This is a genomic window from Streptomyces sp. NPDC086147 (genome assembly GCF_040702165.1).
Taxonomy (GTDB): domain Bacteria; phylum Actinomycetota; class Actinomycetes; order Streptomycetales; family Streptomycetaceae; genus Streptomyces.
The window spans coordinates 373,766-399,475 of the sequence record NZ_JBFBJO010000005.1 but is presented as its reverse complement, the minus strand read 5'-3'; the positions used below and the strand labels follow the sequence as shown (position 1 = coordinate 399,475).

General features: G+C 71.1%; 29 protein-coding genes, 1 tRNA gene and 2 riboswitches. Of the genes, 20 read left to right on the top strand and 10 right to left on the bottom strand.

Annotated features, from left to right (window positions below):
* The first annotated feature begins 309 nt into the window (after positions 1 to 309).
* The 8 genes from AB0398_RS14920 (at position 310) to AB0398_RS14885 (ending at position 6,802) form a co-directional block, all read left to right on the top strand.
* Positions 310 to 1,737, top strand: coding sequence for an amino acid permease (locus tag AB0398_RS14920; RefSeq protein ID WP_366375075.1), 1,428 nt, complete (start codon positions 310 to 312; stop codon positions 1,735 to 1,737).
* A gap of 89 nt (positions 1,738 to 1,826) precedes the next feature.
* Positions 1,827 to 2,255 carry a M67 family metallopeptidase gene (locus AB0398_RS14915; protein ID WP_366375074.1) on the top strand — a complete coding sequence of 143 codons (429 nt, stop codon included), beginning with the start codon at positions 1,827 to 1,829 and terminating at the stop codon, positions 2,253 to 2,255.
* A 31-nt stretch (positions 2,256 to 2,286) separates the two neighbouring features.
* Positions 2,287 to 2,360, top strand: a riboswitch (cobalamin riboswitch).
* Positions 2,361 to 2,419: 59 nt separating this feature from the next.
* Positions 2,420 to 3,394, top strand: coding sequence for an ABC transporter substrate-binding protein (locus tag AB0398_RS14910; RefSeq protein WP_366375072.1), 975 nt, complete (start codon positions 2,420 to 2,422; stop codon positions 3,392 to 3,394).
* Positions 3,391 to 4,485 carry an iron ABC transporter permease gene (locus AB0398_RS14905; RefSeq protein WP_366375070.1) on the top strand — a complete coding sequence of 365 codons (1,095 nt, stop codon included), beginning with the start codon at positions 3,391 to 3,393 and terminating at the stop codon, positions 4,483 to 4,485. Before AB0398_RS14910 ends, AB0398_RS14905 begins: the two co-directional genes overlap by 4 nt.
* Positions 4,486 to 4,510: 25 nt before the next feature.
* The gene (locus AB0398_RS14900) at positions 4,511 to 5,296 is read left to right on the top strand and encodes an ABC transporter ATP-binding protein (protein ID WP_366375068.1); all 786 of its coding nucleotides are present in this window, start codon (positions 4,511 to 4,513) and stop codon (positions 5,294 to 5,296) included.
* 44 nt (positions 5,297 to 5,340) lie between these two features.
* Positions 5,341 to 5,478: a putative leader peptide gene (locus AB0398_RS14895; RefSeq protein ID WP_366375066.1), complete on the top strand. Its 138-nt coding sequence runs from the start codon at positions 5,341 to 5,343 to the stop codon at positions 5,476 to 5,478.
* 93 nt (positions 5,479 to 5,571) lie between these two features.
* The gene (locus AB0398_RS14890; RefSeq protein ID WP_366375065.1) at positions 5,572 to 5,850 is read left to right on the top strand and encodes a MoaD/ThiS family protein; all 279 of its coding nucleotides are present in this window, start codon (positions 5,572 to 5,574) and stop codon (positions 5,848 to 5,850) included.
* A gap of 1 nt (position 5,851) precedes the next feature.
* Positions 5,852 to 6,802: a cysteine synthase gene (locus AB0398_RS14885; RefSeq protein ID WP_366375064.1), complete on the top strand. Its 951-nt coding sequence runs from the start codon at positions 5,852 to 5,854 to the stop codon at positions 6,800 to 6,802.
* Between the two features lie 16 nt (positions 6,803 to 6,818).
* Here the strand turns inward: AB0398_RS14885 and AB0398_RS14880 are convergent, their stop codons facing one another.
* Entirely contained in the window at positions 6,819 to 7,289 is a 471-nt protein-coding gene (locus tag AB0398_RS14880; RefSeq protein ID WP_366375062.1) for a type II toxin-antitoxin system PemK/MazF family toxin, read from the bottom strand.
* 200 nt (positions 7,290 to 7,489) lie between these two features.
* Here AB0398_RS14880 and AB0398_RS14875 point away from each other — a divergent pair, with 200 nt between their 5' ends.
* Entirely contained in the window at positions 7,490 to 8,242 is a 753-nt protein-coding gene (locus AB0398_RS14875) for an MBL fold metallo-hydrolase (RefSeq protein WP_366375060.1), read from the top strand.
* Positions 8,243 to 8,335: 93 nt separating this feature from the next.
* On the opposite strand, the gene AB0398_RS14870 is transcribed toward AB0398_RS14875, so the two are convergent.
* Both AB0398_RS14870 and AB0398_RS14865 read right to left on the bottom strand, forming a co-directional pair.
* Positions 8,336 to 9,601 (bottom strand): PTS transporter subunit EIIC, encoded by a 1,266-nt coding sequence (locus AB0398_RS14870; protein WP_366375058.1) that lies wholly within the window; start codon positions 9,599 to 9,601, stop codon positions 8,336 to 8,338.
* 256 nt (positions 9,602 to 9,857) lie between these two features.
* A complete protein-coding gene (locus tag AB0398_RS14865; protein WP_366375056.1) occupies positions 9,858 to 11,156 on the bottom strand; it encodes a PTS transporter subunit EIIC in 1,299 nt (432 codons plus the stop codon).
* A gap of 186 nt (positions 11,157 to 11,342) precedes the next feature.
* Here AB0398_RS14865 and AB0398_RS14860 point away from each other — a divergent pair, with 186 nt between their 5' ends.
* From AB0398_RS14860 to rdgB, 4 genes are all read left to right on the top strand, one after another.
* Positions 11,343 to 11,624 (top strand): PTS glucose/sucrose transporter subunit IIB, encoded by a 282-nt coding sequence (locus AB0398_RS14860; protein ID WP_366375254.1) that lies wholly within the window; start codon positions 11,343 to 11,345, stop codon positions 11,622 to 11,624.
* A gap of 132 nt (positions 11,625 to 11,756) precedes the next feature.
* Positions 11,757 to 12,488, top strand: coding sequence for a ribonuclease PH (gene rph / locus AB0398_RS14855; protein WP_366375054.1), 732 nt, complete (start codon positions 11,757 to 11,759; stop codon positions 12,486 to 12,488).
* Positions 12,489 to 12,604: 116 nt separating this feature from the next.
* A complete protein-coding gene (locus AB0398_RS14850) occupies positions 12,605 to 12,985 on the top strand; it encodes a hypothetical protein (RefSeq protein WP_366375052.1) in 381 nt (126 codons plus the stop codon).
* Positions 12,986 to 13,008: 23 nt separating this feature from the next.
* The gene (rdgB, locus tag AB0398_RS14845) at positions 13,009 to 13,611 is read left to right on the top strand and encodes an RdgB/HAM1 family non-canonical purine NTP pyrophosphatase (RefSeq protein ID WP_366375050.1); all 603 of its coding nucleotides are present in this window, start codon (positions 13,009 to 13,011) and stop codon (positions 13,609 to 13,611) included.
* A 45-nt stretch (positions 13,612 to 13,656) separates the two neighbouring features.
* On the opposite strand, the gene AB0398_RS14840 is transcribed toward rdgB, so the two are convergent.
* From AB0398_RS14840 to bcp, 5 genes are all read right to left on the bottom strand, one after another.
* Positions 13,657 to 13,731 (bottom strand) — tRNA-Leu (locus tag AB0398_RS14840).
* Between the two features lie 9 nt (positions 13,732 to 13,740).
* Positions 13,741 to 14,418 (bottom strand): HNH endonuclease, encoded by a 678-nt coding sequence (locus AB0398_RS14835; RefSeq protein ID WP_366375048.1) that lies wholly within the window; start codon positions 14,416 to 14,418, stop codon positions 13,741 to 13,743.
* Positions 14,415 to 15,065: an HNH endonuclease gene (locus AB0398_RS14830; RefSeq protein ID WP_366375046.1), complete on the bottom strand. Its 651-nt coding sequence runs from the start codon at positions 15,063 to 15,065 to the stop codon at positions 14,415 to 14,417. Before AB0398_RS14830 ends, AB0398_RS14835 begins: the two co-directional genes overlap by 4 nt.
* A gap of 153 nt (positions 15,066 to 15,218) precedes the next feature.
* Positions 15,219 to 16,715, bottom strand: a complete 1,497-nt coding sequence (gene proP, locus AB0398_RS14825) for a glycine betaine/L-proline transporter ProP (RefSeq protein ID WP_366375045.1) — start codon at positions 16,713 to 16,715, stop codon at positions 15,219 to 15,221.
* A gap of 109 nt (positions 16,716 to 16,824) precedes the next feature.
* On the bottom strand, positions 16,825 to 17,298 hold the full coding sequence (gene bcp, locus AB0398_RS14820; RefSeq protein WP_121829874.1) for a thioredoxin-dependent thiol peroxidase: 474 nt from the start codon (positions 17,296 to 17,298) through the stop codon (positions 16,825 to 16,827).
* A gap of 141 nt (positions 17,299 to 17,439) precedes the next feature.
* Here bcp and AB0398_RS14815 point away from each other — a divergent pair, with 141 nt between their 5' ends.
* The 3 genes from AB0398_RS14815 to AB0398_RS14805 all read left to right on the top strand — a co-directional run bounded on the left by AB0398_RS14815 (position 17,440) and on the right by AB0398_RS14805 (position 18,687).
* On the top strand, positions 17,440 to 17,760 hold the full coding sequence (locus AB0398_RS14815) for a DUF3618 domain-containing protein (protein ID WP_366375044.1): 321 nt from the start codon (positions 17,440 to 17,442) through the stop codon (positions 17,758 to 17,760).
* 79 nt (positions 17,761 to 17,839) lie between these two features.
* A complete protein-coding gene (locus AB0398_RS14810; protein ID WP_030210124.1) occupies positions 17,840 to 18,178 on the top strand; it encodes a co-chaperone GroES in 339 nt (112 codons plus the stop codon).
* Between the two features lie 83 nt (positions 18,179 to 18,261).
* Positions 18,262 to 18,336, top strand: a riboswitch (guanidine-III (ykkC-III) riboswitch).
* Positions 18,337 to 18,366: 30 nt separating this feature from the next.
* Positions 18,367 to 18,687, top strand: a complete 321-nt coding sequence (locus AB0398_RS14805) for a multidrug efflux SMR transporter (RefSeq protein ID WP_366375043.1) — start codon at positions 18,367 to 18,369, stop codon at positions 18,685 to 18,687.
* Here the strand turns inward: AB0398_RS14805 and AB0398_RS14800 are convergent.
* Positions 18,681 to 21,113, bottom strand: a complete 2,433-nt coding sequence (locus tag AB0398_RS14800; protein ID WP_366375042.1) for a transglycosylase domain-containing protein — start codon at positions 21,111 to 21,113, stop codon at positions 18,681 to 18,683. The genes AB0398_RS14805 and AB0398_RS14800 overlap by 7 nt on opposite strands.
* A gap of 158 nt (positions 21,114 to 21,271) precedes the next feature.
* Between AB0398_RS14800 and AB0398_RS14795 the strand changes: the two genes are divergently transcribed.
* From AB0398_RS14795 to AB0398_RS14780, 4 genes are all read left to right on the top strand, one after another.
* Positions 21,272 to 22,072 (top strand): ABC-2 family transporter protein, encoded by an 801-nt coding sequence (locus AB0398_RS14795; protein ID WP_366375252.1) that lies wholly within the window; start codon positions 21,272 to 21,274, stop codon positions 22,070 to 22,072.
* A gap of 103 nt (positions 22,073 to 22,175) precedes the next feature.
* On the top strand, positions 22,176 to 22,952 hold the full coding sequence (locus AB0398_RS14790) for an ABC transporter permease (protein ID WP_366375250.1): 777 nt from the start codon (positions 22,176 to 22,178) through the stop codon (positions 22,950 to 22,952).
* 10 nt (positions 22,953 to 22,962) lie between these two features.
* Positions 22,963 to 23,952, top strand: a complete 990-nt coding sequence (locus AB0398_RS14785; RefSeq protein ID WP_366375040.1) for an ATP-binding cassette domain-containing protein — start codon at positions 22,963 to 22,965, stop codon at positions 23,950 to 23,952.
* Positions 23,953 to 23,963: 11 nt separating this feature from the next.
* A complete protein-coding gene (locus AB0398_RS14780; protein ID WP_366375038.1) occupies positions 23,964 to 25,232 on the top strand; it encodes a DUF445 domain-containing protein in 1,269 nt (422 codons plus the stop codon).
* A gap of 135 nt (positions 25,233 to 25,367) precedes the next feature.
* On the opposite strand, the gene AB0398_RS14775 is transcribed toward AB0398_RS14780, so the two are convergent.
* Complete coding sequence (locus tag AB0398_RS14775) at positions 25,368 to 25,670, bottom strand: hypothetical protein (protein ID WP_366375037.1); 303 nt, start codon at positions 25,668 to 25,670, stop codon at positions 25,368 to 25,370.
* Positions 25,671 to 25,710: the final 40 nt, after the last annotated feature.

Genomic DNA, 25,710 nt, shown 5'->3' with positions numbered 1-25,710 from the left:
GACACCGACTGTTCGCTCAGCGGACGCTCAAATCCGGATAACGAATGCGTTATGCGAGCGTCCGCTTGGCCCTCTTGAGTCCGGTACGTCCGTATTTTTATGTGACCCGCGCCACGCGCAACTCCCTCGATCGCCGCCCACCCCGTGATAAATCTTCACGACCGCTCGGGGACGCCACCCCTGTTCCCGAGGGCGCTCGGGCCGGCTGACCGCCGGTGGCACTCCATCCACATCCGGGGGGATCAGGATCTGGTCCGCGGCAGACGCACTCGCGGTCGCGCGGATCAGCATGGAGAAAGGCGCACCACCATGACCTCTGTGCAGGTCGACAAGCAGCACGACGGCACCGACGGGGCCGTGGGCGGCGGCGAGGGCTACCAGCGTGGCCTCGGCGCCCGGCAGATCCAGATGATCGCGATCGGCGGTGCCATCGGCACCGGACTCTTCCTCGGCGCGGGCAAGGCCATCCACAAGGCCGGACCCAGCCTCATCCTGGCCTACGCGATCGCGGGCCTGGTCATCTTCTTCATCATGCGCGCCCTGGGCGAGCTCCTCATGTACCGCCCCGTGTCCGGCTCCTTCGCGGAGTACGCACGCGAGTTCCTCGGCCCGTTCTGGGGCTTCGTGACCGGCTGGACGTACTGGCTCTTCTGGGTCGTCACCGGCATCACCGAGGTCACCGCCGCGGCCACCTACATGACCTACTGGTGGGACATCCCGCAGTGGATCTCCGCCCTGGTGTTCACCTTCGTCCTCTACGGCGCCAACCTGATCTCCGTGAAGCTCTTCGGCGAGCTGGAGTTCTGGTTCTCCATGGTCAAGGTCACCGCCATCATCGGCATGATCCTGATCTGCGCCGGCATCCTCACCGTCGGCTTCTCCGACGCCGGTGACACCGCGACCGTCGCCCACCTGTGGAACCAGGGCGGCTTCTTCCCGAACGGCGTCGGCAGCACGCTGATGACCCTCCAGATCGTGATGTTCGCCTTCCTCGCCGTCGAGCTGGTCGGCGTCACCGCCGGCGAGTCCAAGGACCCGAAGACCGTCCTGCCCAAGGCCATCAACACCGTGCCGTGGCGCATCGCCGTCTTCTACGTCGGCGCCCTGATCATGATCCTGTCGGTCGTGCCGTGGACCGAGTTCCAGCCGGGCGTCTCCCCGTTCGTCGCCGCCTTCGAGAAGATGGGCCTCGGCGTCGGCGCCGCCATCGTCAACTTCGTCGTGCTGACCGCGGCCCTCTCCTCCTGCAACTCGGGCATGTACTCCACCGGCCGCATGCTGCGCGACCTCGCGCTCAACGGCCAGGGCCCGAAGGTCTTCACGAAGCTCACGAAGAACGGCACCCCGCTGCTCGGCCTGACCTTCTCGGCCTCGCTGATGCTCGTCGGCGTCTGGATCAACTACGTCGCCCCCGGCAAGGCCTTCGAGTACGTCGTCTCCTTCGCCACCATCTCCGGCATGTGGGCCTGGATCATGATCCTGGTCTGCCAGATCCGCTACCGGGCCAAGGCGAACCGCGGCGAGCTGCCCGAGTCCGCCTTCAAGGCACCGGGAGCCCCGTACACCAGCTGGTTCGCGCTCCTCTTCATCGGCATGGTCATCGTGATGATGGGCATCGACGAGGGCGCCCGCGTCTCCCTCTACTGCGCGCCGGTCTGGGGCCTCATCCTGGGCGTCTCCTACCTGGTCCTGAAGTCCCGCAACCCCGAGGGCGCGGCCTTCGCCAAGCGCTCCTGATCCCGGACGAAAACCAAACCCGTCCCAGCATGCGGGCCCTTCCGTACCACTCCTCGGTACGGGAGGGCCCCTCTGCTTATCCTGTCGCCATGCTGACCATCACCCGGGCCCTGTACGACCAGATCGTGGAACACGCCCGCGCGGACCACCCGGACGAGGCCTGCGGCGTGGTCGCGGGCCCGGCCGGCACCGGCCGCCCCGAGCGCTTCATCCCCATGCTCAACGCGGCCCGCTCGCCCACCTTCTACGAGTTCGACTCCGCGGACCTGCTCAAGCTCTACCGCGAGATGGACGACCGGGACGAGGAGCCCGTGATCGTCTACCACTCGCACACCGCGACCGAGGCCTACCCGTCCCGCACGGACATCACCTACGCCAACGAGCCGCACGCCCACTACGTCCTCGTCTCCACCGCCGACACCGACGGGGCCGGACCCTTCCAGTTCCGCTCCTACTCGATCGTCGACGGCGTCGTCACCGAGGAAGAGGTCGAGGTCGTCGCGGCGTACGACGCCTGAGACACTGACCCGGAACCCGGGCGGCAGGACCCAGGAAGCCGGTGCGAATCCGGCACGGTCCCGCCACTGTGACCGGCGTCCACGGACGCCGGGAGCCAGGAACTGACCTGCCGCCTCCCACCACCGGACGGGGACGTGGAAATCCCCGGAGGAGGCACACCGTCATGTCCTGGCCCCGCCGCGTCCTGCTGCCCGCAGCCGCCCTCGTCCCCCTGCTCGCCGGCTGCTCGGCCCCCGCGGAGCAGGCGCCCCCCGCGAAGGCCGCCCCCGGATTCCCGTACACCGTCGCCAACTGCGGTGTGAAGAGCACCTTCCAGGCCCCGCCGAAGCGCGTGGTCACCATGAACCAGCACGTCACCGAGATCATGATCGCCCTCGGCCTGGAGAAGTCCCTCGTCGGCACCGCCTACCTCGACGACCAGGTCCTGCCCGCCTACAAGAAGGCGTACGACTCCGTCCCGGTCCTCGCGAAGGAGTACCCCTCCAAGGAGGCCCTGCTCGCCGCCGACCCCGACTTCGTCTACGGCGGTTACTCCTCCGCCTTCGACGCCAAGGACGGCCGCGGCCGCGACGACCTGAAGAAGGCCGGCATATCCACCCGCCTCAACACCGAGTACTGCGCCTCCGGGAAGACCTCCGTGGACGACCTCTACCAGGAGATCGGCGAGGTCGGGCGCACCTTCGGCGTCGCCGACCGGGCCGAGAAGTGGATCGCCGGGGCCCGCGCCACCATCACCGCCAACGAGAAGCGCCTCAAGGGCGTCGAGCCCGTCTCCGTCTTCGTCTACGACAGCGGCGACAAGACCGCCTCCACCGCCGGCGGCAAGGGCATCGGCAACGAGCTGATCACCCGCGCCGGCGGCCGCAACGTCTTCGCCGACCTCGACAAGCCCTTCGGCGACGCCTCCTGGGAGGAGGTCGTCGCCCGCAAGCCCGAGGTCGTCGTCATCTACGACTACGGCTCCACCACCGTCGAGCAGAAGAAGAAGCGGCTCCTGGACGACCCCGCCCTCAAGGACGTCCCCGCGATCAAGAACCGCCGGTTCGCCGTGATGCCGCTCTCCGACGCGGTCCTCGGCGTCCGCGTCCCCGACGCCGTAGACAAGCTGGCCGCCCAGCTCCACCCGGCCGCCCGATGAGCACCGGGACCCGCGCCCCCGGCACCACGGAGAAGCGGACCGTTCCGGCGCGGGTCCCGCGCCCCCGGCCCCCGGCCGGCCGGCTGTCCCACCCGGCCGTCGTCGCCGGGCTCCTGCTCGCCCTGGCCGCCGCCTGCCTCGCCTCCCTCGCCCTCGGCTCCGTCCGCGTCCCGCCCGGTCAGGTCCTCGACGCCCTGACCGGCCGGGCCGGCCCCTCCCCGTACCGGACGATCGTCCTCGACGTACGGCTGCCCCGGCTCCTGCTCGGCGCCGTCGTCGGCGCCGGACTCGCCGTCGTCGGCACCGTCCTCCAGGCCCTCGTCCGCAACCGGCTCGCCGACCCCTTCCTCCTCGGGATCTCCTCCGGCGCCTCCGCCGGAGCCGTCCTCGTCCTCGTCGTCGGCGTCGGCGGCGGGATCACCACCACCCTCGCCCTGCCCGCCGGGGCCTTCGCCGGCGCCCTGGTCTCCCTCGTCCTCGTCTACGGACTCGCCCGGCGCGGCGGCACCATGACCGGCCCCCGGCTCGTCCTCGCCGGCGTCGCCGTCTCCTACATCCTCTCCGCCCTCACCACCCTGATCCTGGCCGCCGCCGGCCGCCCCGAGCACTTCCGCGAGGCGCTGTACTGGTCCCTCGGCGGCCTCGGCAGCGCCCGCTGGGACGTCCTCGTCCTGCCCGCCGCCGTCCTGGTCCTCGGCCTCGGCGTCCTGCTCGCCCTCGCCCGCCCGCTCGACCTGCTCCTCGTCGGCGAGGAGGACGCCACCGTCCTCGGACTCGACACCGCCCGCTTCCGCGCCGCCGTCTTCGTCCTCGTCTCCCTCGTCACCGCCGTCATGGTCTCCGCGAGCGGCGCCGTCGGCTTCATCGGCCTCATGGCCCCGCACGCCGCCCGGCTCGCCGTCGGCGCCCCGCACCGCCGCCTGCTGCCCGTCGCCGCGCTCGGCGGCGCCCTCGCCCTGGTCCTCGCCGACCTCGGCGCCCGGACCCTCATCGCCCCCCAGGACCTCCCCGTCGGCGTCCTCACCGCCCTGGTCGGCGGCCCCTTCTTCCTCTGGCTGATGCGCCGCCGCCCCGAAGGAGCGCTCCTGTGACCGAACCCCGCCCGGAGGACCCCTCGTGACCGAACTGCGCCTGGAGGGCCTCTCGTACGAGGACCGCCTCCGCTCCGTCGACCTCACCGTCCGCCCCGGCGAGACCGTCGGCCTCATCGGCCCCAACGGCAGCGGCAAGACCACCCTCCTGCGGTGCGTCTACGGCACCCTCGCCCCCACCGCCGGACGCGCCCTCCTCGACGGCGACGACCTGCGCGCCCTCGGCCCCAAGGCCCGCGCCCGCCGCGTCGCGACCGTCCCCCAGGACACCGGCACCGACTTCGAGCTCACCGTCCGCGAACTGGTCGCCCTCGGCCGCTCCCCGCACAAGCGCTTCTGGGAGGGCGACACCGCCCCCGACCGCGAGCACGCCGACGCCGCCCTCGCCCGCGTCGGCCTCACCGGCTTCGCCGACCGCCCGTACCCCACCCTCTCCGGCGGCGAGCGCCAGCGCGCCCTGGTCGCCCGCGCCCTCGTCCAGGATCCGGCCCTGCTCGTCCTCGACGAGCCCACCAACCACCTGGACATCCGCCACCAGCTCGACGTCCTCGCCCTCGTCCGCGCCCTGGGCACCACCAACCTGCTCGCCCTGCACGACCTCAACCTGGCGGGGGCGTACTGCGACCGGATCTACGTCCTGGAACGCGGCCGGGTCGTCACCGGCGGCACCCCCGCCGAGGTCCTCACCCCGGCCCTCCTCGACGCCGTCTACGGCGTGGACGCGGAGGTCCTCCCGCACCCCAGGACCGGCAGCCCGACCGTCGTCTACCTGCACGGTCCGGCAGGCGGTCAGGAAGCATCCACCATGTGAGATCACATTCCGGAACCCGGACCGGGAATCGATACGATGAGCCCATGGTTTCCCACGACGTGAGCGAAGAGACGCCGAGCACGCCCCTGCTCGTGGCCCGCCTGCACGTCGACCTGGGCCGCCTCGCCAGCGCGATCTGTACGAGCGGAACAGCGGTCCGCCCGGTCCGCGCCGCGCTCTGAGCGGCCGGCCGAGCACCCCCCCACCGTACGATCCCCTCCGCGCGGGGCCCCAGCAGCGCGACCGTCACGCCACTTCCGACAGGAGCCCACGCCATGGCCATCGAGGTCCGCATCCCGACCATCCTCCGCACCTACACCGACGGCGCCAAGGCCGTCGAGGCCAACGGTGGGACCCTCGCCGAGCTGTTCGCCGACCTGGAGACCCGCCACACCGGGATCGAGGCTCGCATCGTCGACGGCGACAAGCTCCGCCGCTTCGTCAACGTCTACCTGAACGACGAGGACGTGCGCTTCCTCGACGGCATCGAGACCAAGCTCTCCGACGGCGACAGCGTCACGATCCTCCCGGCCGTGGCCGGCGGCATGGTCTGACATGCGCTACGACTCCCCGCTGGCGGCGGTCGGCAACACGCCGCTGGTCCGCCTCCCCCGGCTCTCGCCCTCGGACGACGTCCGGATCTGGGCGAAGCTGGAGGACCGCAACCCCACCGGCTCGGTCAAGGACCGCCCCGCGCTCCACATGATCGAGCAGGCGGAGAAGGACGGCCGGCTCACCCCCGGCTGCACCATCCTGGAGCCGACCAGCGGCAACACCGGCATCTCCCTCGCCATGGCCGCCAAGCTCAAGGGCTACCGCATCGTCTGCGTCATGCCCGAGAACACCAGCGAGGAGCGGCGCCAGCTGCTCGCCATGTGGGGAGCCGAGATCGTCCCCTCCCCGGCGGCGGGCGGATCCAACACGGCGGTGCGCGTCGCCAAGGAGCTCGCCGCCGAGAACCCGTCCTGGGTGATGCTCTACCAGTACGGGAACCCCGACAACGCCGGTGCGCACTACGCCGGTACGGGCCCCGAGATCCTCGCCGACCTGCCCTCGATCACCCACTTCGTGGCCGGGCTCGGCACCACCGGCACCCTGATGGGCGTCGGCCGCTACCTGCGCGAGCACAAGCCCGACGTGAAGATCGTGGCCGCCGAGCCGCGCTACGACGACCTCGTCTACGGCCTGCGCAACCTCGACGAGGGCTTCGTACCGGAGCTGTACGACGCCTCCGTCCTCACCACCCGCTTCTCCGTCGGCTCCGCCGACGCGGTCACCCGCACCCGTGAACTCCTGCAACAGGAGGGCATCTTCGCGGGCGTCTCCACCGGCGCGGCTTTGCACGCGGCCATCGGCGTCGGCAACAAGGCCGTCAAGGCGGGGGAGAGCGCCGACATCGCCTTCGTCGTCGCCGACGGCGGCTGGAAGTACCTGTCGACCGGCCTCTACACGGCCGCGACGACCGAAGAGGCCATCGAGACGGTCCAGGGCCAGCTCTGGGCCTGAGCCGCTTCCGCGGTCCTCAGCGCGCGAGATGACGGACCCGGTCCCACAGGGCCGGGTCCGTCTCTCCCACCCTCCGCCGGAAATCCGCCACCGGCACGTTCCGCAGCTCGTCCGTCTCCAGGAAGCTCGGCCGCCCCCGCGCGTCGCCCACCGTCCCCGGCGGCAGCGCGATCACCCCGGGCCGCTCCTCGTGGTGCCTGCTGGTGATCTTGGCGACGAGCGCGCCGCTCCCGCGCACCGCGAGCACCAGACAGGGCCGGTCCTTGGACCCGGGCCCGTCCTCGAAGGGCACGTCGGCCCACCAGATCTCCCCGGCCTTCGGCCCCCGCCCCCCGCGCGGCTCGGCGGGCCGGGCCGGCGGCCGGGTCCGCCCCGGGGGACGGCGGGAGGAGGGGCGGCGCGGCGACCGCTTCCGCCCGTCGACGAGCGCCACCACGAGCGCGAGCACCACGACCCCGACCAGTGCGGGCCACCACGACGTGTCCATACCGCACGACGGTACCGGCGCGCGGCTCCCTGCGCCGTGGCGGGTCGGCATCCATCCGAACCGGTGACAGAGCCCGTGAGTTCGCCCACAACCGGCCACCGCGAAGGAGCGACGGGCCCCGGCGCGCCTTACGCTCGACAGACCGCACAGCCTCCCCTCCCCTGCGCATTCCCGCACCCGTCCACGGAGGTTCACGCTCCATGAAGCTCACCGTCGTCGGTTGCTCCGGGTCGTTCCCGTCCGCGGAATCGGCCTGTTCGAGCTACCTCGTCGAGGCCGACGGCTTCCGGCTGCTCCTCGACATGGGCAACGGCGCCCTGGGCGAGTTGCAGCGCCACATCGGTCTGTACGACCTCGACGCGATCTTCCTCAGCCATCTGCACGCCGACCACTGCATCGACATGTGCGGGTACTTCGTCGCCCGGTACTACCGGCACGAGGGCGGGCGCTGCGACGCGATCCCCGTCTTCGCGCCGGAGGGCGCCGAGCAGCGGCTGACCACGGCGTACGCGGACACGCCGTCGCCCACCGCGATGGGCGAGGTCTTCGACTTCCACACGCTGAAGTCGGGCGGCTTCGAGCTCGGCCCGTTCTCCGTCCGCACGGAGAAGGTGTGCCATCCGGTCGAGGCGTACGGCATCCGGGTCGAGCACGGCGGCCGCTCGCTCGCGTACTCCGGGGACACCGGCACCTGCGAGGCGCTGGACGAGCTGGCCGAGGGCGTCGACCTCTTCCTCTGCGAGGCCTCCTTCACCCACGGCAAGGAGGACATCCCGGACCTCCACCTCAACGGCCGCGAGGCCGGCGCCCAGGCGGCCCGCGCCGGGGTGGGCCGCCTCGTCCTCACCCACATCCCGCCGTGGACGGACGGCGAACGGAACCTGGCGGACGCGCGCGAGGTGTACGCGGGGCCCTCGGAGCTGGCGAGATCGGGCGCGGTGTACGAGGTCTGAGCACGGAATCGGGCGCGGTGCACGCGGCCCGGGCGCGGGGAAGGCCCCGGAACCTGGACGGTTCCGGGGCCTTCCGGCGTGACAGGGCGGGACTCACGCCTTGGTGAGGTCCTCGACCTCCTCCTCGGGCTCGCGGCCCGGGGTGGGGAGGTTGAACTTGGTGATCGCGAAGCGGAAGAGCACGTAGTAGACCACCGCGAAGACGAGGCCGATCGGGATGATCATCCACGGCTTGGTCGCGAGGCCCCAGTTCAGGAAGTAGTCGATCGCGCCGGCCGAGAAGCTGAAGCCGTGGTGCACGCCCAGGGCCCAGGTGACGGCCATGGCGACCGCGGTCAGGACCGCGTGGATCACGTAGAGCAGCGGGGCGATGAACATGAACGCGAACTCGATCGGCTCGGTGATGCCGGTGACGAACGAGGTCAGCGCGAGGGAGACCATCATGCCGCCGACGACCTTGCGGCGCTCCGGGCGGGCGCAGTGCGTGATGGCGAGCGCGGCGGCCGGGAGGGCGAACATCATGATCGGGAAGAAGCCGGACATGAACTGACCGGCGGTCGGGTCACCGTGGAAGAAGCGCGGCAGGTCGCCGTGCCAGACGGCACCGGCCGAGTCCTTGTAGGAGCCGATCTCCTGCCAGGCGACGGTGTTGACGAACTGGTGCATGCCGATCGGGAGCAGACCGCGGTTGACGACGCCGAAGACGCCCGCGCCGATGGCGCCCAGGCCGGTCATCCACTCGCCGAAGTCGGTGATGAGGTTGCCGATCGGCTCCCAGACCAGACCGAAGAAGACACCCATGACGGTGCCGACGAAGGCCATGAGGATCGGGACGAGGCGGCGTCCGTTGAAGAAGCCGAGCCAGTCGACCAGCTTGGTGCGGTGGTACCGCTGCCATATGACGGCCGCCAGCAGGCCCATGACGATGCCGCCGAGGACCTTGGGGTCGTTGTAGGTGGCGGCGACGTCGACACCGTTGTTCGCGGTGGTGTTGACGACACCCTCGGTCACGGGGAACGCGGTCAGCACGTTCTTGTAGACCAGGAAGCCGACCAGGGCGGCGAGGGCGGTGGAACCGTCGGCCTTCTTGGCGAAGCCGATGGCGATGCCGACGCAGAACAGCAGCGGCAGGTTGGCGAAGACCGCGTCGCCGGCGGTGGCGAATACCTTCGCGACCTTGTCCCAGCCGAGACCGTCCTTGCCGAAGACGTCGTCCTGGCCGAGACGGAGCAAGATACCCGCGGCCGGCAGTACGGCGATCGGCAGCTGCAGGCTGCGACCGACCTTCTGCAGGCCCTGGAACAGGCCGGATCCGCGCTTCTTCGCGGGAGCGGCGGCCTGGGCGGTGGCCGTACTCATCAACTTCCTCCAGTAAGGCAAGGCGCCGCCGGAGGACACGGAAAAGGGGGTGACGGCGGCGTCTCGTGGAACGCGGTGGTCTGGACCGCGTGGTCTACACCAATGAGTGGTGTAGACCAGTTTTAGCACGCGCGACTTAGATAAGGAACCTGTGAATTCTCACCCGCTCGAACACGCTCCGTAGCGGGCATGGAAAGACCCCCGGACCATGGGGTCCGGGGGCCTGGGGCGTCCCGCCGAGGGAGGTGCGGCGGGCTCACTTCACGTTGTCGCGCTCCATCTCCGCCTCGACCTCCTCCGGCTCGCGGCCGGGTGTCGGAAGGTTGAACTTGACGATCGCGAACCGGAAGATCACGTAGTACACGACCGCGAAGCCCAGACCGATCGGGATGATCAGCCACGGCTTCGTCGCGAGGTTCCAGTTGATCACGTAGTCGATCAGGCCGGCCGAGAAGCTGAAGCCGTCCTTCACGCCGAGCGCCCAGGTCACCGCCATCGAGACGCCGGTCAGCACCGCGTGGATCGCGTACAGGACCGGGGCGATGAAGAGGAACGAGTACTCCAGCGGCTCCGTGATGCCGGTGACGAACGAGGTCAGCGCCACCGACAGCATCAGACCGCCGACCTCCTTGCGCCGGTGCGGCTTGGCGCAGTGGGTGATCGCCAGCGCGGCGGCCGGCAGCGCGAACATCATGATCGGGAAGAAGCCCGTCAGGAACTGGCCCGCCTCCGGGTCGCCCGCCAGGAACATGGGGATGTCGCCGTGCACCACGCTGCCGTCCGGCTTCGTGTACGTGCCGAACTGGAACCAGATCGGCACGTTGAGGAACTGGTGGAGGCCGATGACGAGCAGCGCCCGGTTCGCCACGCCGAAGATGCCCGAACCCCACGCGCCGAGCCCGACCAGCCAGTCGCTGAAGCTCTCCAGGGCGTCGCCGATCGGCGGCCAGACCCACAGGCAGAGCGCGGCGAACGCGATCGCCACGAACGTCATGATGATCGGGACGAGACGGCGGCCGTTGAAGAAGCCCAGCCAGTCGACCAGCTTCGTCCGGTGGAACCGCTGCCACAGGTACGCGGTGAGCAGACCCATGACGATGCCGCCGAAGACGCCGGGGTTCTGGTACGTGTACTCGGCGAAGGCGTCGTCCGCGCCCAGGCAGCCGCCGCTGATGTCCCGCGTCCCCTCCGGGCAGTCCTTCGGGAACTGCTGGAGCACCGTGTAGTAGACGAGGAAGCCGACCACCGCCGCCAGCGCCGTCGAACCGTCCGCCTTCTTCGCCATGCCGATCGCGACGCCGATGCAGAACAGCAGCGGCAGACCGAGACCGCCGTCGAGCAGCGCGCCGCCCGCGCCCGCCATCACCTTGGCGACGTTGTCCCAGCCGAGGCCGTCCGCGCCGAAGACGTCCGGCTGCCCGAGCCGGTTGATGATGCCGGCGGCGGGCAGGACGGCGATGGGCAGCTGGAGGCTGCGCCCCATCTTCTGGAGCCCCTGGAAGAGACCGCTGCCCCAGGACTTCTTCGGCGCGGCTGCGGCGCTGTCGGCACTCATCGGCGTCCTCCCTGCCCGGAACAAGCCGGGTACGCGTCTCGTTGCACACTGGTGTAGACCACTTGCGGTAGGCTCCGGGAGCCCGCTGAGGACAGGCCGCCGGTGATCGTCATCATTCGGCAGAACGGCTGCACTCGCTCGCGAAGTTGGGCCAACCGTGGGTTACCGTGTCAAAGCGGACCGCAGGTGCGCCGGGATTCGCGTCCTCGCGAACGGAACGACAGGGAGAAACGCATGGCCACCAAGGCTGAGAAGATCGTCGCCGGGCTCGGCGGCATCGAGAACATCGAAGAGGTCGAAGGCTGCATCACCCGCCTGCGCACCGAGGTCGTGGACCCCGCCCTCGTCGACGAGGCCGCCCTGAAGGCCGCCGGCGCCCACGGCGTCGTGAAGATGGGCACCGCCATCCAGGTCGTCATCGGCACCGACGCGGACCCGATCGCCGCGGACATCGAAGACATGATGTGAGGACCTGACGCGAGCGACCGGCTCGCGTCGGCGGGGCCCGTTCCGGCAGGGGAACGGGCCCCTCGCCTTTATCCGGCCACCCGGACGCCGACGCGGAACGGACCCCTCCCCGCACCCCGCTAGGCTCGACCCATGTCTCGCATCGACGGCCGTACCGCCGAACAGCTCCGCCCCGTCACCATCGAACGCGGATGGAGCAAGCACGCCGAGGGCTCCGTCCTCATCTCCTTCGGCGACACCAAGGTCTTCTGCACCGCCTCCGTCACCGAGGGCGTCCCGCGCTGGCGCAAGGGCAGCGGCGAGGGCTGGGTCACCGGGGAGTACTCCATGCTGCCCCGCTCCACCAACACCCGCGGCGACCGCGAGTCCGTCCGCGGCAAGATCGGCGGCCGCACCCACGAGATCTCCCGCCTCATCGGCCGCTCCCTGCGCGCCGTCATCGACTACAAGGCGCTCGGCGAGAACACGATCGTCCTCGACTGCGACGTCCTCCAGGCCGACGGCGGCACCCGCACCGCCGCCATCACCGGCGCGTACGTCGCCCTCGCCGACGCCGTCGCCTGGGCCCAGTCCAAGAAGCTGGTGAAGGCCGGCCGCAAGCCCCTCACCGGCACCGTCGCCGCCGTCTCCGTCGGCATCGTCGACGGCGTCCCGCTCCTCGACCTCTGCTACGAGGAGGACGTCCGCGCCGACACCGACATGAACGTCGTCTGCACCGGCGACGGCCGCTTCGTCGAGGTCCAGGGCACCGCCGAGGCCGAGCCCTTCGACCGCAAGGAGCTCAACGCCCTCCTCGACCTGGCCTCCGGCGGCTGCGCCGACCTGGCCGAGATCCAGCGCAAGGCCCTCGACGGAACCCTCTGAGGAACCCGCCGAGGCCCCCCGAGGAACCCTCCCGGACGCCACGGCGTCCTGACGGACGACGGGCGCGCGGATACGATCCGTGCGCCCACCCGTCCCACCCAGGGGGAGGACCCACCTTGAAGCGCCGCATCGCACTCGCCGTGGCCACGGCCGCCACGCTCACCACCGTCCTGAGCGGCTGCGCGGCCCTCGACACCGCCATGGACTGCGTCAAGACCGCCGACGCGATAGCCACCTCGGTCAACAAGCTCCAGCAGGCCGTGTCCAGCGCCTCGAACGACCCGACGCAGATCGAGGAGGCCCTGACCTCGATCTCCACCGAACTGGGCAACCTCAAGGACACCACCGACAACGCGGACCTCTCCAAGGCCGTCGACGACCTCACCAAGGGCGTCGACTCCGTCCGCACGGCGGTGAGGAACGGCGACACCACCCCCGACATCACGCCGATCACGAACGCGGCGGGCGAGGTCACGAAGGTCTGCACGCCGGGCTGACCGCCCCTGGGACAATCATCCCCATGACCCGTCTGATCCTCGCCACCCGCAACGCGGGAAAGATCACCGAACTCCACGCGATCCTCGCCGACGCGGGCCTCGACCTCGAACTCGTCGGCGCGGACGCGTACCCGGAGGTGCCCGACGTCAAGGAGACCGGCGTCACCTTCGCGGAGAACGCGCTCCTCAAGGCCCACGCCCTGGCGCGGGCCACCGGCCTGCCCGCCGTCGCCGACGACTCGGGCCTCTGCGTCGACGTCCTCAACGGCGCCCCGGGCATCTTCTCCGCCCGCTGGTCCGGCACCCACGGCAACGACCGCGCCAACCTGGACCTGCTCCTGGCCCAGCTCTCCGACATCGCGGACGAACACCGCGGCGCCCACTTCGCCTGCGCCGCCGCCCTCGCCCTCCCGGACGGCACGGAACGCGTCGTCGAGGGCACCATGCCGGGCACCCTCCGCCACACCCCCGCCGGCACCAACGGCTTCGGCTACGACCCGATCCTCCAGCCCGAGGGCCACACCGTCACCTGCGCGGAACTGACCCCGTCCGAGAAGAACGCGATCAGCCACCGCGGCAAGGCGTTCCGGTCACTGGTGCCGGTGGTGCGGGAGCTGCTGGGCTGAGGCACGGCGAAGGCGCGGCACCACGAAGGCGCCGCGCCTTTCCTGTAGGCCCGGTGGGACTCGAACCCACGACGCACCGCCTCTAAAACGGCGTCCTCTAACCAGCTGGGATACGGGCCCAGACGCCGCCTACCTTACTGCCCTGCCGGAAGCGGCGTAACGCTTGCCTCCCCTGCACCACGTGCTCGTGATCGCATGGCAGTTGGGGCACAGCAGACGCAGGTTCTCCCGTCGATTGTCGCGCCAGTCCCCGTTGATGTGGTCGACCTCCAATGTCATGGGCCTGCCGAGCCACTCGGGCCCGACGCCGCATCGAACACATTGCTCGGGCACTCCGACCTCGGACAGTGCGCGGCGCAGCCTTGCCGTCGTCGTTCGGTACCTCTTGTCGTGCTTGACCAGCACGTCCTCTGGTGACGTGGCGTTCGGGCTCGGCTTGCCACGCTGGTGCGCCTGCCCGAGGAAGTGAGCGGTGGTCAGGCCCGCCTCCACCGTCCACTGCCGGAACAGGGCACGCATCTGCCCGCTGTCCGGCCTGCCCAGGAGGCGCAGGGCGCCGGCGATGGAGAGGGAATTCCCGACCGCGTTCCGCAGATCCTCCACCGCCGGGCGAGGCGGGGGGCCGCCGCGCCGGCGGTGGGGGAAGTGCGAGATGTCGATGCCGTAGTCGGCGAAGCGCTTCAGGAGGTAGCGGCGGAGTTTGGCGCACGGCTCCATGCCGAAGAAGTCCATGACCTCCTCGACGCTCGCGCACCGCGAAGCCGCATCGGCCAGCCGTTCGCGCGTGTAGCGGATGCCCGCCCTCACCGGATATGCCCCTTGCCTCGTCCCCGGTAGCTGTCCGTCGTCGAATGGCAGTTGGGGCAGAGCAGTCGCAGGTTCTCGATGCGATTGTTCCGCCAGTTGCCGTCGATGTGGTCGACCTCCAAGGGGAGATCTTCACCCAGCCACAGCGCCTCGTTCCCGCACAGCGCACATCGGTTCTCGACACCGGACTCCCGCAACGCCTCTTTGATACGCCTGCCGCCGGAACGTCTGGCGCGAGGCGATTCGTCTTCGATCAGCACCTCGGCAGGTGTTCGGCGTCGCTGGTTGAACCGCATGTACTCGGTCCGAACCGGGGTGACGAAATGCGAGGTGTCGATCCCGTACGCCCTCACCCGCCGACTGATGTGCGTGTGCTGCCCGCCCACGACCTCCACCCCCAGCCGCCGCAGCACCTCGCACATGTTCGTGGACGCCGCCACCGCCTCCTCCAGGACCTCCCGGGCCCACCGGACGCCCTCCCGCTCGAAGTGGGACGTGTCCACGCCTAGCTTCCGCATGCGGTCGGCCACGTACCGTCGCGTCGAGCTCTTCGGGTCCACCCCGAGCCGCTCCAGCGCCTCCGTCAGCGTCCGTGCTCCCCGCGCGGCCGACTCCAGCCGTTCCCGCGTGTACGCGCTCGTCCCCATCCGGCCCCCTCCTTGTACGGATCTCGTACAGATCAACGAGCCGAATATCGGACGGTCACGTCATATCGCGTACGAATATCGCAACCGGCGGGAAAGGCGAACGGCCCGCGCCGGAAGTGAAACCGGTGCGGGCCGTTCGTCGAAGAGGAGAGGTCAGAACTTCGGCTCCGGTGCCCGGGCCATCACCATCTCCGCCGCCTCCTCCGGGGTCTCCACCGACGGGGGCGAGCCCTCCAGGGGCTGGCGGGCCGTCTCCTTCATGCAGGCGACGGCGATGACGCCGACCAGGGCCGCGCCCATCGCGTAGTACGCCGGCATCAGGTTGTTCCCGGTCGCGCCGATCAGGGCCGTGATCACGAGGGGGGTCGTGCCGCCGAAGAGGGACGTGGAGAGGTTGTAGCCCACCGAGAGGGAGCCGTAACGGACGTCCGTCGGGAAGAGGGCCGGGAGCGCCGCCGACATCGTGCCGAGCATGCAGACGAGCGACAGGCCGAGCATCAGCATGCCCGCCGTGACCGCCGGGATCCCGCCCCGGCCGATCAGCAGGAACGCCGGCAGGGAGAGGAAGAGGAAGCCCAGCATGCCCGCCATCAGGACCGGCTTGCGGCCGAAGCGGTCGTTCAGCCTGCCCACCCGGGTGATGACCAGCATCAGGAGCACCATCACCAGGAGCAGGATCAGCAGGCCGTGCGTCTCGCTGTAGCCGAGCTCGTCCGAGAGGTACGTCGGCATGTACGACAGGACCATGTAGTCGGTGATGTTGTACGCGCCCACCAGCGCCACGCACAGCAGCAGCATCGGCCACTGCTGCCGGAAGATCTTCGCCAGGTCGCCCTTGGTCGTGGTCTCCACCGCGTCCGCCGCCTCCGACGGGTGCGCCGCGTCGGACTCCAGGCGCTGGAAGGCCGGCGTCTCGTCGAGCCGCATCCGCAGGTAGAGGCCGACCAGGCCCAGCGGCCCCGCCACCAGGAACGGCACGCGCCAGCCCCACGCCTCCATCGTGTCGGAGCCGAGCCACGCGGTGAGCGCCGTCACCAGGCCGGCCGCGCCGACGTACCCCGCCAGGGTGCCGAACTCCAGGAAGCTGCCGAAGTAGCCCCGGCGCCGGTCGGGCGCGTACTCGGCGATGAAGGTCGAGGCCCCGCCGTACTCACCGCCCGTCGAGAAGCCCTGGAGCATCCGGAAGGCGATCAGGAGCACCGGCGCCCAGAAGCCGATCGAGGCGTACGACGGGATCAGGCCGATCGCGAAGGTGCCGGCCGCCATCAGGATCATGGTCAGCGCGAGGACCTTCTTGCGGCCGAGCCGGTCGCCCATCGGGCCGAAGAACATGCCGCCGAGCGGGCGGACCAGGAAGGCGACCGCGAAGGTCGCGAACGACGACAGGAGCTGGACCGTGTCGTTCCCGGACGGGAAGAAGACGTGTCCGAGGGTGACGGCGAGATAGGCGTAGATGCCGAAGTCGAACCACTCCATGGCGTTGCCGAGCGAGGCCGCCTTCACGGCCCGCTTGACCGCCGCCTCGTCCGTCACCGTGATGTCGGTCCGCCGCAGCCTGGGCTGCTTGCGCCGGTTGACGGCCCTGAAGAGCCGGGGGTGGCGTCTCAGGGCCCCGGGGTCGGCCGCGGGGTCGTGATCGGTGGCCGGCATGACCGTTCGTCCTCTCTCCGGAAACACACAAGAGGCTCTTCTGCGCGGTCGTGCCGATCGCAAACGGGGATCGTCCGGAGTGCGATCCCCGTCACATTCCGGAGGTGCGTCAGGCCTCGACGCCCAGGTCCCGGATGATCTTGGCGACGTGGCCGGTGGCCTTCACGTTGTAGAGGGCGCGCTCGACCTTCCCCTCCTCGTCGACGACCACGGTGGAGCGGATCACGCCCGTCACCGTCTTGCCGTACAGCTTCTTCTCGCCGAAGGCGCCGTACGCCTCCAGGACCTTCTTCTCCGGGTCGCCGACCAGGGTGACCTTCAGGTCCTCCTTCTCGCGGAACTTCGCCAGCTTCTCCGGCTTGTCCGGCGACACGCCGATGACGTCGTACCCCGCGCCCGCGAGCAGCTCCAGGTTGTCGGTGAAGTCGCAGGCCTGCTTGGTGCAGCCGGGGGTGAGGGCGGCGGGGTAGAAGTAGACGATGACCTTGCGGCCCCGGTGGTCCGCGAGGGAGACCTCGTTGCCGTCCGCGTCGGGCAGGGTGAAGGCGGGGGCGGTGTCGCCGGGCTGCAGTCGCTCGCTCATGGCTCTCCTCGGGAAACGTTCGCGTACGCGTCCAGAGCCTAATGGGGGTCTGGGGCGACCCTTCGGCGGCGGAACTGACAGACTGTCCACCAACGACCGGATCACGACGATCACGGCGATCACGACTACGGAGGCAGTGCGGTGTCGGACGCCAGGACCCCTGCGCAGATCGAGGCGGACATCGTCCGCCGACGCGAGCAGCTCGCCGTCACTCTCGACGAGATCGGCATTCGGGTGCACCCGAAGACGATCATCGGGGACGCGAAGGCGAAGGTGGCCTCGACGGTCGACCAGACCGCCGGCCGCGCCTTCGTCGCCGTCAACCGGGTCGTCTCGGACGTGAAGGCCCATCTGACCCACGCGGACGGCGCGCCCCGTCTGGACCGCGTGGTCCCGGCGGCGCTCGCGGTCGTCGCGGTCGTCGGGCTGATCGCCGTGGCCGGCCGCAAGGGCAAGGGGTGACGGTCCCGGCGCCAGCGGTACGGCCGGTGATCACGGTTCCCGTGCGCGGGCGACACGCCCGGGCGGGTAGGTTCACCCCGTGAGCGAGAACACCCACGACAAGCTGCCCATCCGGATGCTCCACGACCGGGTCCTGGTCCGTACCGACTCCCCGGAGGGAGAGCGGCGTTCGGGCGGCGGCATCCTGATCCCGGCGACCGCCGCCGTCGGCCGTCGCCTCGCCTGGGCCGAGGTGGTCGCGATCGGCCAGAACGTCCGTACCGTCGAGACCGGCGACCGGGTCCTGTACGACCCCGAGGACCGCGCCGAGGTCGAGGTGCGGGGCGTCGCGTACGTCCTGATGCGGGAGCGGGACCTGCACGCGGTGGCGGCGGACCGGTTCCAGGGGACGTCCGACTCGACCGGGCTCTATCTGTAGGACCGGGTTCTATCCGTGGAGGACGCGGCTCTATCTGTAGGACAGTGCGGGCGGAGGCCCCGGTGACCATGGTCACCGGGGCCTCCGCCCTTTCTTTGTTAGCCTGGAAGGACCCCGACGAGACGCGCCGTACCGGGCACACGACAAGACGACGCACCCCTGTTGTTCCGTCTCACGGAGGTGTCGTCATGGCCTGGATCCTGCTCGTCGTCGCGGGTCTGCTGGAAGTCGCCTGGTCCATCGGTATGAAGTACACCGAGGGCTTCACCCGTCTCTGGCCCAGCGTGTTCACCGGCGTCGGGATCGTCGCCTCCATGGTGCTGCTGTCGCAGGCCGCCAAGACCCTGCCGATCGGTACGGCGTACGGCGTGTGGGTCGGCATCGGCGCGGCCGGTGCGGCGGTGTTCGGCATGGTGGTCCTGGGGGAGCCGGCGACCGCCGCCCGGATCTTCTTCGTCTGTCTGCTGCTCGTGGCCGTGGTGGGTCTGAAGGCGACCTCGGGTCACTGACCGCCCCGCCGGTCGCCGGGCGCACCCCGTTCGGCGGTACGGGGGAGGGCGGGGGCGCCGGGGCCGGGACGCGCGCCGGGCCCCGGGCGGATGCTCCACGCGCCCGGTCCGGCGCCCCGCGCGCCCGGGTCGGCGTTCCGGCCGTCCGGTTCGGGGCCACGGGCCGGCACCGGTGCCGCCTCCGGGCCCGCCTCCCCGGTCACGTACTCCTCCGGCCCGTCCGCGCCCGCGCTCGGCGTCGGCGACGCGGGCGCCGGCCCCCCGGCCTCCACCCCCGGCATCAGCCGGAGTTCGAACTCCCGAGGGGGCGTTCCGGCCAGGGCCGCGCGGGTGAAGCGGCCCCAGATCTCGGCGGGCGCCCCGCCCCCGGCGACCCGTTCCACGCCGAGCGCGCCGTAGAGCGGTTCCTGGTGGCCCGTCTGGGGGTCCTGGCCCATCAGCGCGACGACCGTCGCGAGTTCCGGGGTGTAGCCCGCGAACCAGGCGGCCTTGTCGTCCTCCGCCGTGCCCGTCTTGCCCGCCGCCGGGCGTCCGGCGGTCTGCGCGGCCGTTCCCGTGCCCGTCTCGACGACGCTCCTGAGGATCGACGTGGTGGTGTCGGCGGCCTCGCGGGTCACCGCCTGCCGGGTCCGGGGCGCCGGCAGCGCCAGCCTCTCGCCGCCCCGGGTGACGTCCTCCACCAGGGTGTACGCGCCGAGCCTGCCGTGGGCGGCGAGCGTCGCGTACGCCGTGGCCATGTCGAGGACGCTGGCGGTGGCCGCGCCGAGCGCGATGGAGGGGGAGGCGGTGAGGTCGGGGGTGGAGCCGGGCAGGCCGAGGGAGATCGCGGTCCTCCGCACGTGCGCGGGGCCGACGTCGACGGCCATCTGGGCGTACACGGCGTTCACCGACAGGTCGGTGGCGGTGCCGACGGGGATCACGCCGTAGCTCGCGTCGTCCTCGTTGGCCGGGTCGTACGGGCCGCCGTCCCAGCCCTCCACCGGGCGCCGGTTGGTCCCGTCGTACAGCGTGGCCGGGGTGATCGGCCGGCCCTGCTGGGTCTGCGCGCCGCCCTGGACGGCGGCGGTGAAGACGAAGGGCTTGAAGGTGGAGCCGACCTGGTAGTCGCGGCGGGTGGCGTTGTTGACGTACTGGCGGGTGTAGTCGATCCCGCCGTACATCGCGAGGACCCGGCCGTTCGCCGGGTCGACGGCCGCCGCCCCGGCGCGCACGAAGCGGTCGGCGGGGTTGCGGTCCGGGTCGAGCCGGGAGACGACCCGGTCCTCGACGGCCTCGGCGAGGGCCTCCTGCTTGTCGGGCTCCAGGGTGGTGGTGATCCGGAAGCCGCCGCCGGCGAGGGTCTTCTCGTCGACGATCCCGCGGCTCGTCAGGTACTCCTCGACGGCCTGGACGACGTAACCGCGCTGTCCGGACAGGGAGTTGACGGCGCGTGCGGTCTGCGGGTCGGGGAAGCGGAGGGCGGCGCGGCCGGTCCGGTCGAGCCAGCCCTCGGTGACCATGCCGTCGAGGACGTAGTGCCAGCGGGCGACGGCCTTGGCGCGGTTCTCGGGGTGGGCGACGACGTCGTAGGCGCTGGGGGCCTTGAGCAGGGAGGCGAGGTACGCGCCCTCGGCGGTGTCGAGCCGCTCGACGTCCTTGCCGTAGTAGGCGCGGGCGGCGGCCTGCACGCCGTACGCGTTGCGTCCGAAGTAGCTGGTGTTCAGGTAGCCCTGGAGGATGTCCTGCTTGCTCTTCTCGCGGCCGAGCCTGATCGCGATGAAGAACTCCTTGGCCTTGCGGCTGAGGGTCTGCTCCTGGCCCAGGTAGTAGTTCTTGACGTACTGCTGGGTGATGGTGGAGCCGGACTGGCGGCCCTTGCCGGTGACGGTGTTCCAGGCGGCGCGGACCATCGCCTTGGGGTCGACGGCCCGGGAGGTGGCGAAGTCGCGCTCCTCGGCGGCGAGGACGGCCCGCTGGAGGGTGAGCGGGATCCGGTCGAGCCGGACGCTCTCGCGGTTGACCTCGCCGTCGCGGGCGAGCGGGGTGCCGTCCCGGTAGAGGTAGACGTTGGACTGGGCGACGGCGGCGGCGTTGGCGGGCGGGGTCTCCACCAGGAGGTATCCGGCGGTGAGGGCGCCGGCGAGGAGCAGGGTGCCGAGGAGCAGCGTGCCGAGGAGGCGGCGGAGGAAGCGCCGGAAGGGGCCTCGGCGGCGGTGCCGGCGGCGGGGCGCGGGGACGGGGACGGCCGCCCGCTCGGGCGGGCGCAGGGTGGGATCCCTCGGCTCCCAGCCCGGGCGGGAGGTCCAGGAGGTGCCGCTCGGGTCGCTCGGGCCGCTCGTACCGGAGCCGGTTCCGGTGCCGGGGCTCGTACCGGAGCCCGTGCCGGTGCTCGTACCGGGGCCCGCGCCCGGGTTCGTACCGGAGGAAGGGGACGAGGAAGGGGACATGGCATCTCATATTGCCCGTAATGCACCAAAAGTCATGAAAGCGACTCGAAGATAACGCGCCGCGAATGTGACGAGAAAACGGGTCGCGTCGGACATGGCGCGCCCACTAGGGTCGTGCGCTTCGCCTCCGTCCACCCCCTCGGAAAGGGACCCCCATGCTGCGGCTGTACGCGACGGTGGCCGCGGGAGGGTTCCGGCGCTACGCCACCTACCGGGTGGCGACGGTGGCGGGCGTCTTCACCAACAGCGTCTTCGGCCTCGTCCTCTCCTACACGTACATCGCTCTCTGGAACGAACGGCCGCACCTCGGCGGCTACTCCATGGACGACGCCCTCGCCTACGTGTGGATCGGGCAGGCCCTGCTCACCGTCTGCGGCCTGATGGGCGGCGGCTTCGAGGAGGAGCTGATCGAACGGATCAGGACCGGGGACATCGCCGTCGACCTCTACCGCCCCGCCGACCTCCAGGCCTGGTGGTTCTCGGCCAACGCGGGCCGGGCCGGCTTCCAGCTCCTCGGCCGGGGCGCCGCCCCGATGACGCTCGGCGCGCTCGTCTTCGGCTTCACCCTGCCCTCCGGCCCCGGCGGCTGGGCGGCGTTCCTGCTCGCGGTGGTCCTGGGCTCGGTGGTCGGCTTCGCGCTCTGGTACCTGGTGGCGATGAGCGCGTTCTGGCTGCTCGACGGCCAGGGCGTGATGCAGGTGGCCTGGCTGGCCGGCCTGTTCTTCTCCGGGATGCTGCTCCCGCTGAACGTCTTCCCGGGCGCCCTGGGCGAGATCGCCCGGATGCTGCCCTGGGCCTCCCTCCTCCAGGTCCCGGCCGACGTCTACCTGGGACGGTACGAGGGCTGGGAGCTCGCGGGGGCGTACGCCTTCCAGGGCTGCTGGGCCCTGGCGCTGCTCGGCACGGGCCGGGCGGTGCAGGCGATGGCGACGCGGAAGGTGGTGGTGCAGGGTGGCTGAGACGACGAGCCTTCCGGACGGGGCCCGCTCCCGTACGCACGGCGAACCGGACGACCCGTCCCGCACCCACGACGGCCTCGGCGACGCCCTCCGTACGTACCGGATGGTGGCGGCCATGTGGATCCGCTCCACGATGGCGTACCGCCTCTCCTTCGCCCTGACCCTCTTCAACAGCTTCTGCGTCACCTTCTTCGACTTCGTCGTCATCCTCCTGATGTTCGGCCAGGTGAAGGGGCTCGGCGGCTTCTCCTTCGCCGAGGTCGCCTTCCTGTACGGGACGGCCGGCACCGCCTTCGGGACCGCGGACCTGACGATGGGTTCGCTCCAGCGGATGGGCAGGCGGGTCAGGGACGGCTCGCTCGACACCTTCCTGATGCGCCCGGCGCCGCTGCTCGCGCAGGTCGCGGCGGACAAGTTCGCGCTGCGCCGCTTCGGCCGGGTCGCGCAGGCGCTGCTCGTCCTGGTCTGGAGCCTGTTCCTGCTCGACGTGGACTGGACGCCGGTGAAGGTCGTGCTGCTGCCGGTGACGGTGGTCTGCGGGGCGGTGATCTTCGGCGCGGTGATGGTGATCGGCGCGTCCGCGCTCTTCTGGCTCCAGGACGCGGCCGAGGTCACGAACGCCTTCACGTACGGCGGGAACACCCTCCTCCAGTACCCGCCGTCGATCTTCGCGCAGGAGCTGGTCCGGGGCGTGGTGTACGTGGTGCCGCTGGCGTTCGTGAGCTGGCTGCCCGCCCTGTACGTGCTCGGCCGGCCGGCCCCGGCGGGGGTGCCGGACTGGGCGGTGTTCGCCTCGCCCGCGGTGGCGCTGGTCTGCTGCGGGGTCGCGGGCCTCGCCTGGCGGGCGGGGATCCGCTCGTACCGATCGACAGGAAGCTGAGGACTCCGGGATGTCGTCCACCGAACCCTTCATCCATCTGGACGGGCTGGAGAAGGTCTTCACGGTCCGCCGCCGGGCGGGCCTGGTCCGCCGCGAGAAGCGGGAGGTCCGGGCGGTCGACGGGATCTCGTTCGGGGTGGAGCGCGGCGAGATGGTCGGCTACATCGGCCCCAACGGGGCCGGGAAGTCCACCACCATCAAGATGCTGACCGGCATCCTCACCCCCAGCGGCGGCCGGCTGCGGGTCGCGGGCATCGACCCGTCCCGCGAGCGCACCCGCCTCGCCCGGCGGATAGGGGTGGTCTTCGGGCAGCGGACCACGCTCTGGTGGGACCTGCCGCTGAGGGACTCGTACACGCTGATGCACCGCATGTACCGCATCCCCGACGCCCGCTACCGCGAGAACCTGGACCGCTGCGTGGACCTCCTGGACCTGGGGGAACTGCTCGACGTGCCGGTGCGGCAGCTCTCGCTCGGGCAGCGGATGCGCGGCGACATCGCGGCGGCGCTGCTGCACGATCCGGAGGTGCTGTACCTGGACGAGCCAACGATCGGCCTGGACGTGGTGTCGAAGGCGAAGGTGCGGGAGTTCCTGAGGGACCTGAACCGGGAGCGGGGCACGACGGTCCTCCTGACCACGCACGATCTGACCGACATCGAGCAGCTCTGCTCCCGGGTGATGGTCATCGACCACGGGCGCCTGATGTACGACGGCGAGCTGTCGGGGCTGCACGAGGTGGGGGAGAGCGAACGGCTCCTGGTGGTGGACCTGGAGCGCGAGCTGCCCCCGATCGAGGTGCCCGGCGCCCGCTTCGTACGGGCGGAGGGCCCCCGCCAGTGGCTCGCCTTCCCGGCGACGGACTCGGCCGCGCCGTTGGTCGCCGCGGTGGCCGCCGCGCATCCGCTCGTCGACCTGTCGGTGCGGGAACCGGACATCGAGGCGGTGATCGCGAAGATGTACGGGGGAACTCGGGAGGAGCGCCGGGAGTCCCTGAGGTAGGAGGTCGACGCATGGTGAGTTTCTCGTACACGGCCGCGGACGAGGAGAAGAGCAGGGGAGTCCGGCGCATGAAGGCGCTGGCGACGTCCCTGCTGCTCTTCGTGGCGGTGGTCTACGCGCTGGCGACGTGGGCGCGGAACTCCGGGGCGGGGGCCTGGGCGGGGTACGTCGCGGCGGCGGCGGAGGCGGGGATGGTGGGCGCGCTCGCGGACTGGTTCGCGGTGACGGCCCTCTTCCGGCACCCGCTGGGGCTGCCGATCCCGCACACGGCGATCATCCCGAAGAAGAAGGACCAGCTGGGCACGTCCCTCGGCACCTTCGTCGGCGAGAACTTCCTCTCCGCCGACGTCGTACGGGGCAGGCTGACCGCCCTGGGCGTCGGCGGCCGCCTGGGCGCCTGGCTGGCGGAACCGGCGCACGCCGACCGGGTGGTCGCGGAGCTGTCCACGGCCCTGCGGGGCGCGCTGACGGTCCTGCGGGACGCGGACGTGCAGGCGGTGGTGGGGGAGGCGATCACCCGGCGGGCGGAGGCGGTGGAGATCGCGCCGCCCCTGGGCAAGACGCTGGAGAAGGTGGTCGACGACGGGGCGCACCGCCGGGCGGTGGACCTGATCTGCACCCGGGCCCACGACTGGCTGGTCACCCACGGGGACTCGGTGATGGACGCGGTCCAGGGCGGGGCGCCGGGCTGGACGCCGCGCTTCGTGGACAAGCGGATCGGCGAGCGCGTCTACAAGGAACTGCTCCGCTTCGTCACGGAGATGCGGGACATGCCGGGACACCCGGCGCGCGGGGCGATCGACCGCTTCCTGGCGGACTTCGCGGTCGAGCTCCAGTCGGACACGGACACCCGGGTCCGCGTCGAGCGCCTGAAGTCGGACCTCCTGGCCCGCCCGGAGGTCCAGGACATCATCGCCTCGGCGTGGTCGTCGGTCCGCTCCCTGATCATCGCGGCGGCGGAGGACGACCACAGCCAGCTCCGCCTGCGCGCCCGCGCCTCCCTGATCTCCCTGGGCCGGCGCCTCTCCTCGGACACCCGCCTCCAGGCGAAGGTCGACGGCTGGGCGGAGGACGCGGCGGCGTACCTCGTCACCACCTACCGCGACGAGATCACGTCCCTGATCACGGACACGGTCGCGAGCTGGGACGCCACCCAGACCTCGAAGAAGATCGAGGCGAACATCGGCCGCGACCTGCAGTTCATCCGGATCAACGGGACGGTGGTGGGGGCGCTTGCGGGGCTGCTGATTTATACGGTGAGCCACGGGTTGGGGGGCTAGCCCCTGCGGGGGCCTGCCGGTCCGGGGCTCGGGTCCTGGTGGACGAGGGCCCCGGGCCCCGTTCCCCCGGGCTTCAGCCCTTGTCGTACGGGCTCAGTCCTTGTCGCGGGTGACGGCCACCAGGACGCGTGCGCTTCAGCCCTTGTCGCGGGTGACGGCCCAGGAGGCGGCGGCGACGGCCCCGGCGACGGAGAAGACGGCGGGCCAGGCGCCGATCTTCTTCGCGAGCGGGTGCGACCCGGCGAACGCGGCGACGTAGGCGGACGTCAGCCCCACGGAGGCCTTCGCCCCGCCCGCCCGCTGCCACTCCCGGGCGGCCACCCCGCCGGCCACGGCGAGCACGGCCCCACCGAGCGGCCGCTTCTTGGTCCACCGGGCGACGGCGTACCCGCCGACGAGTCCGGCGGCGGCGGTGAGGGGGGAGGGGATGCGGGGCATGGGGCCACCTCTTGTTCGAATCGACGTCTCTCCGTACGAG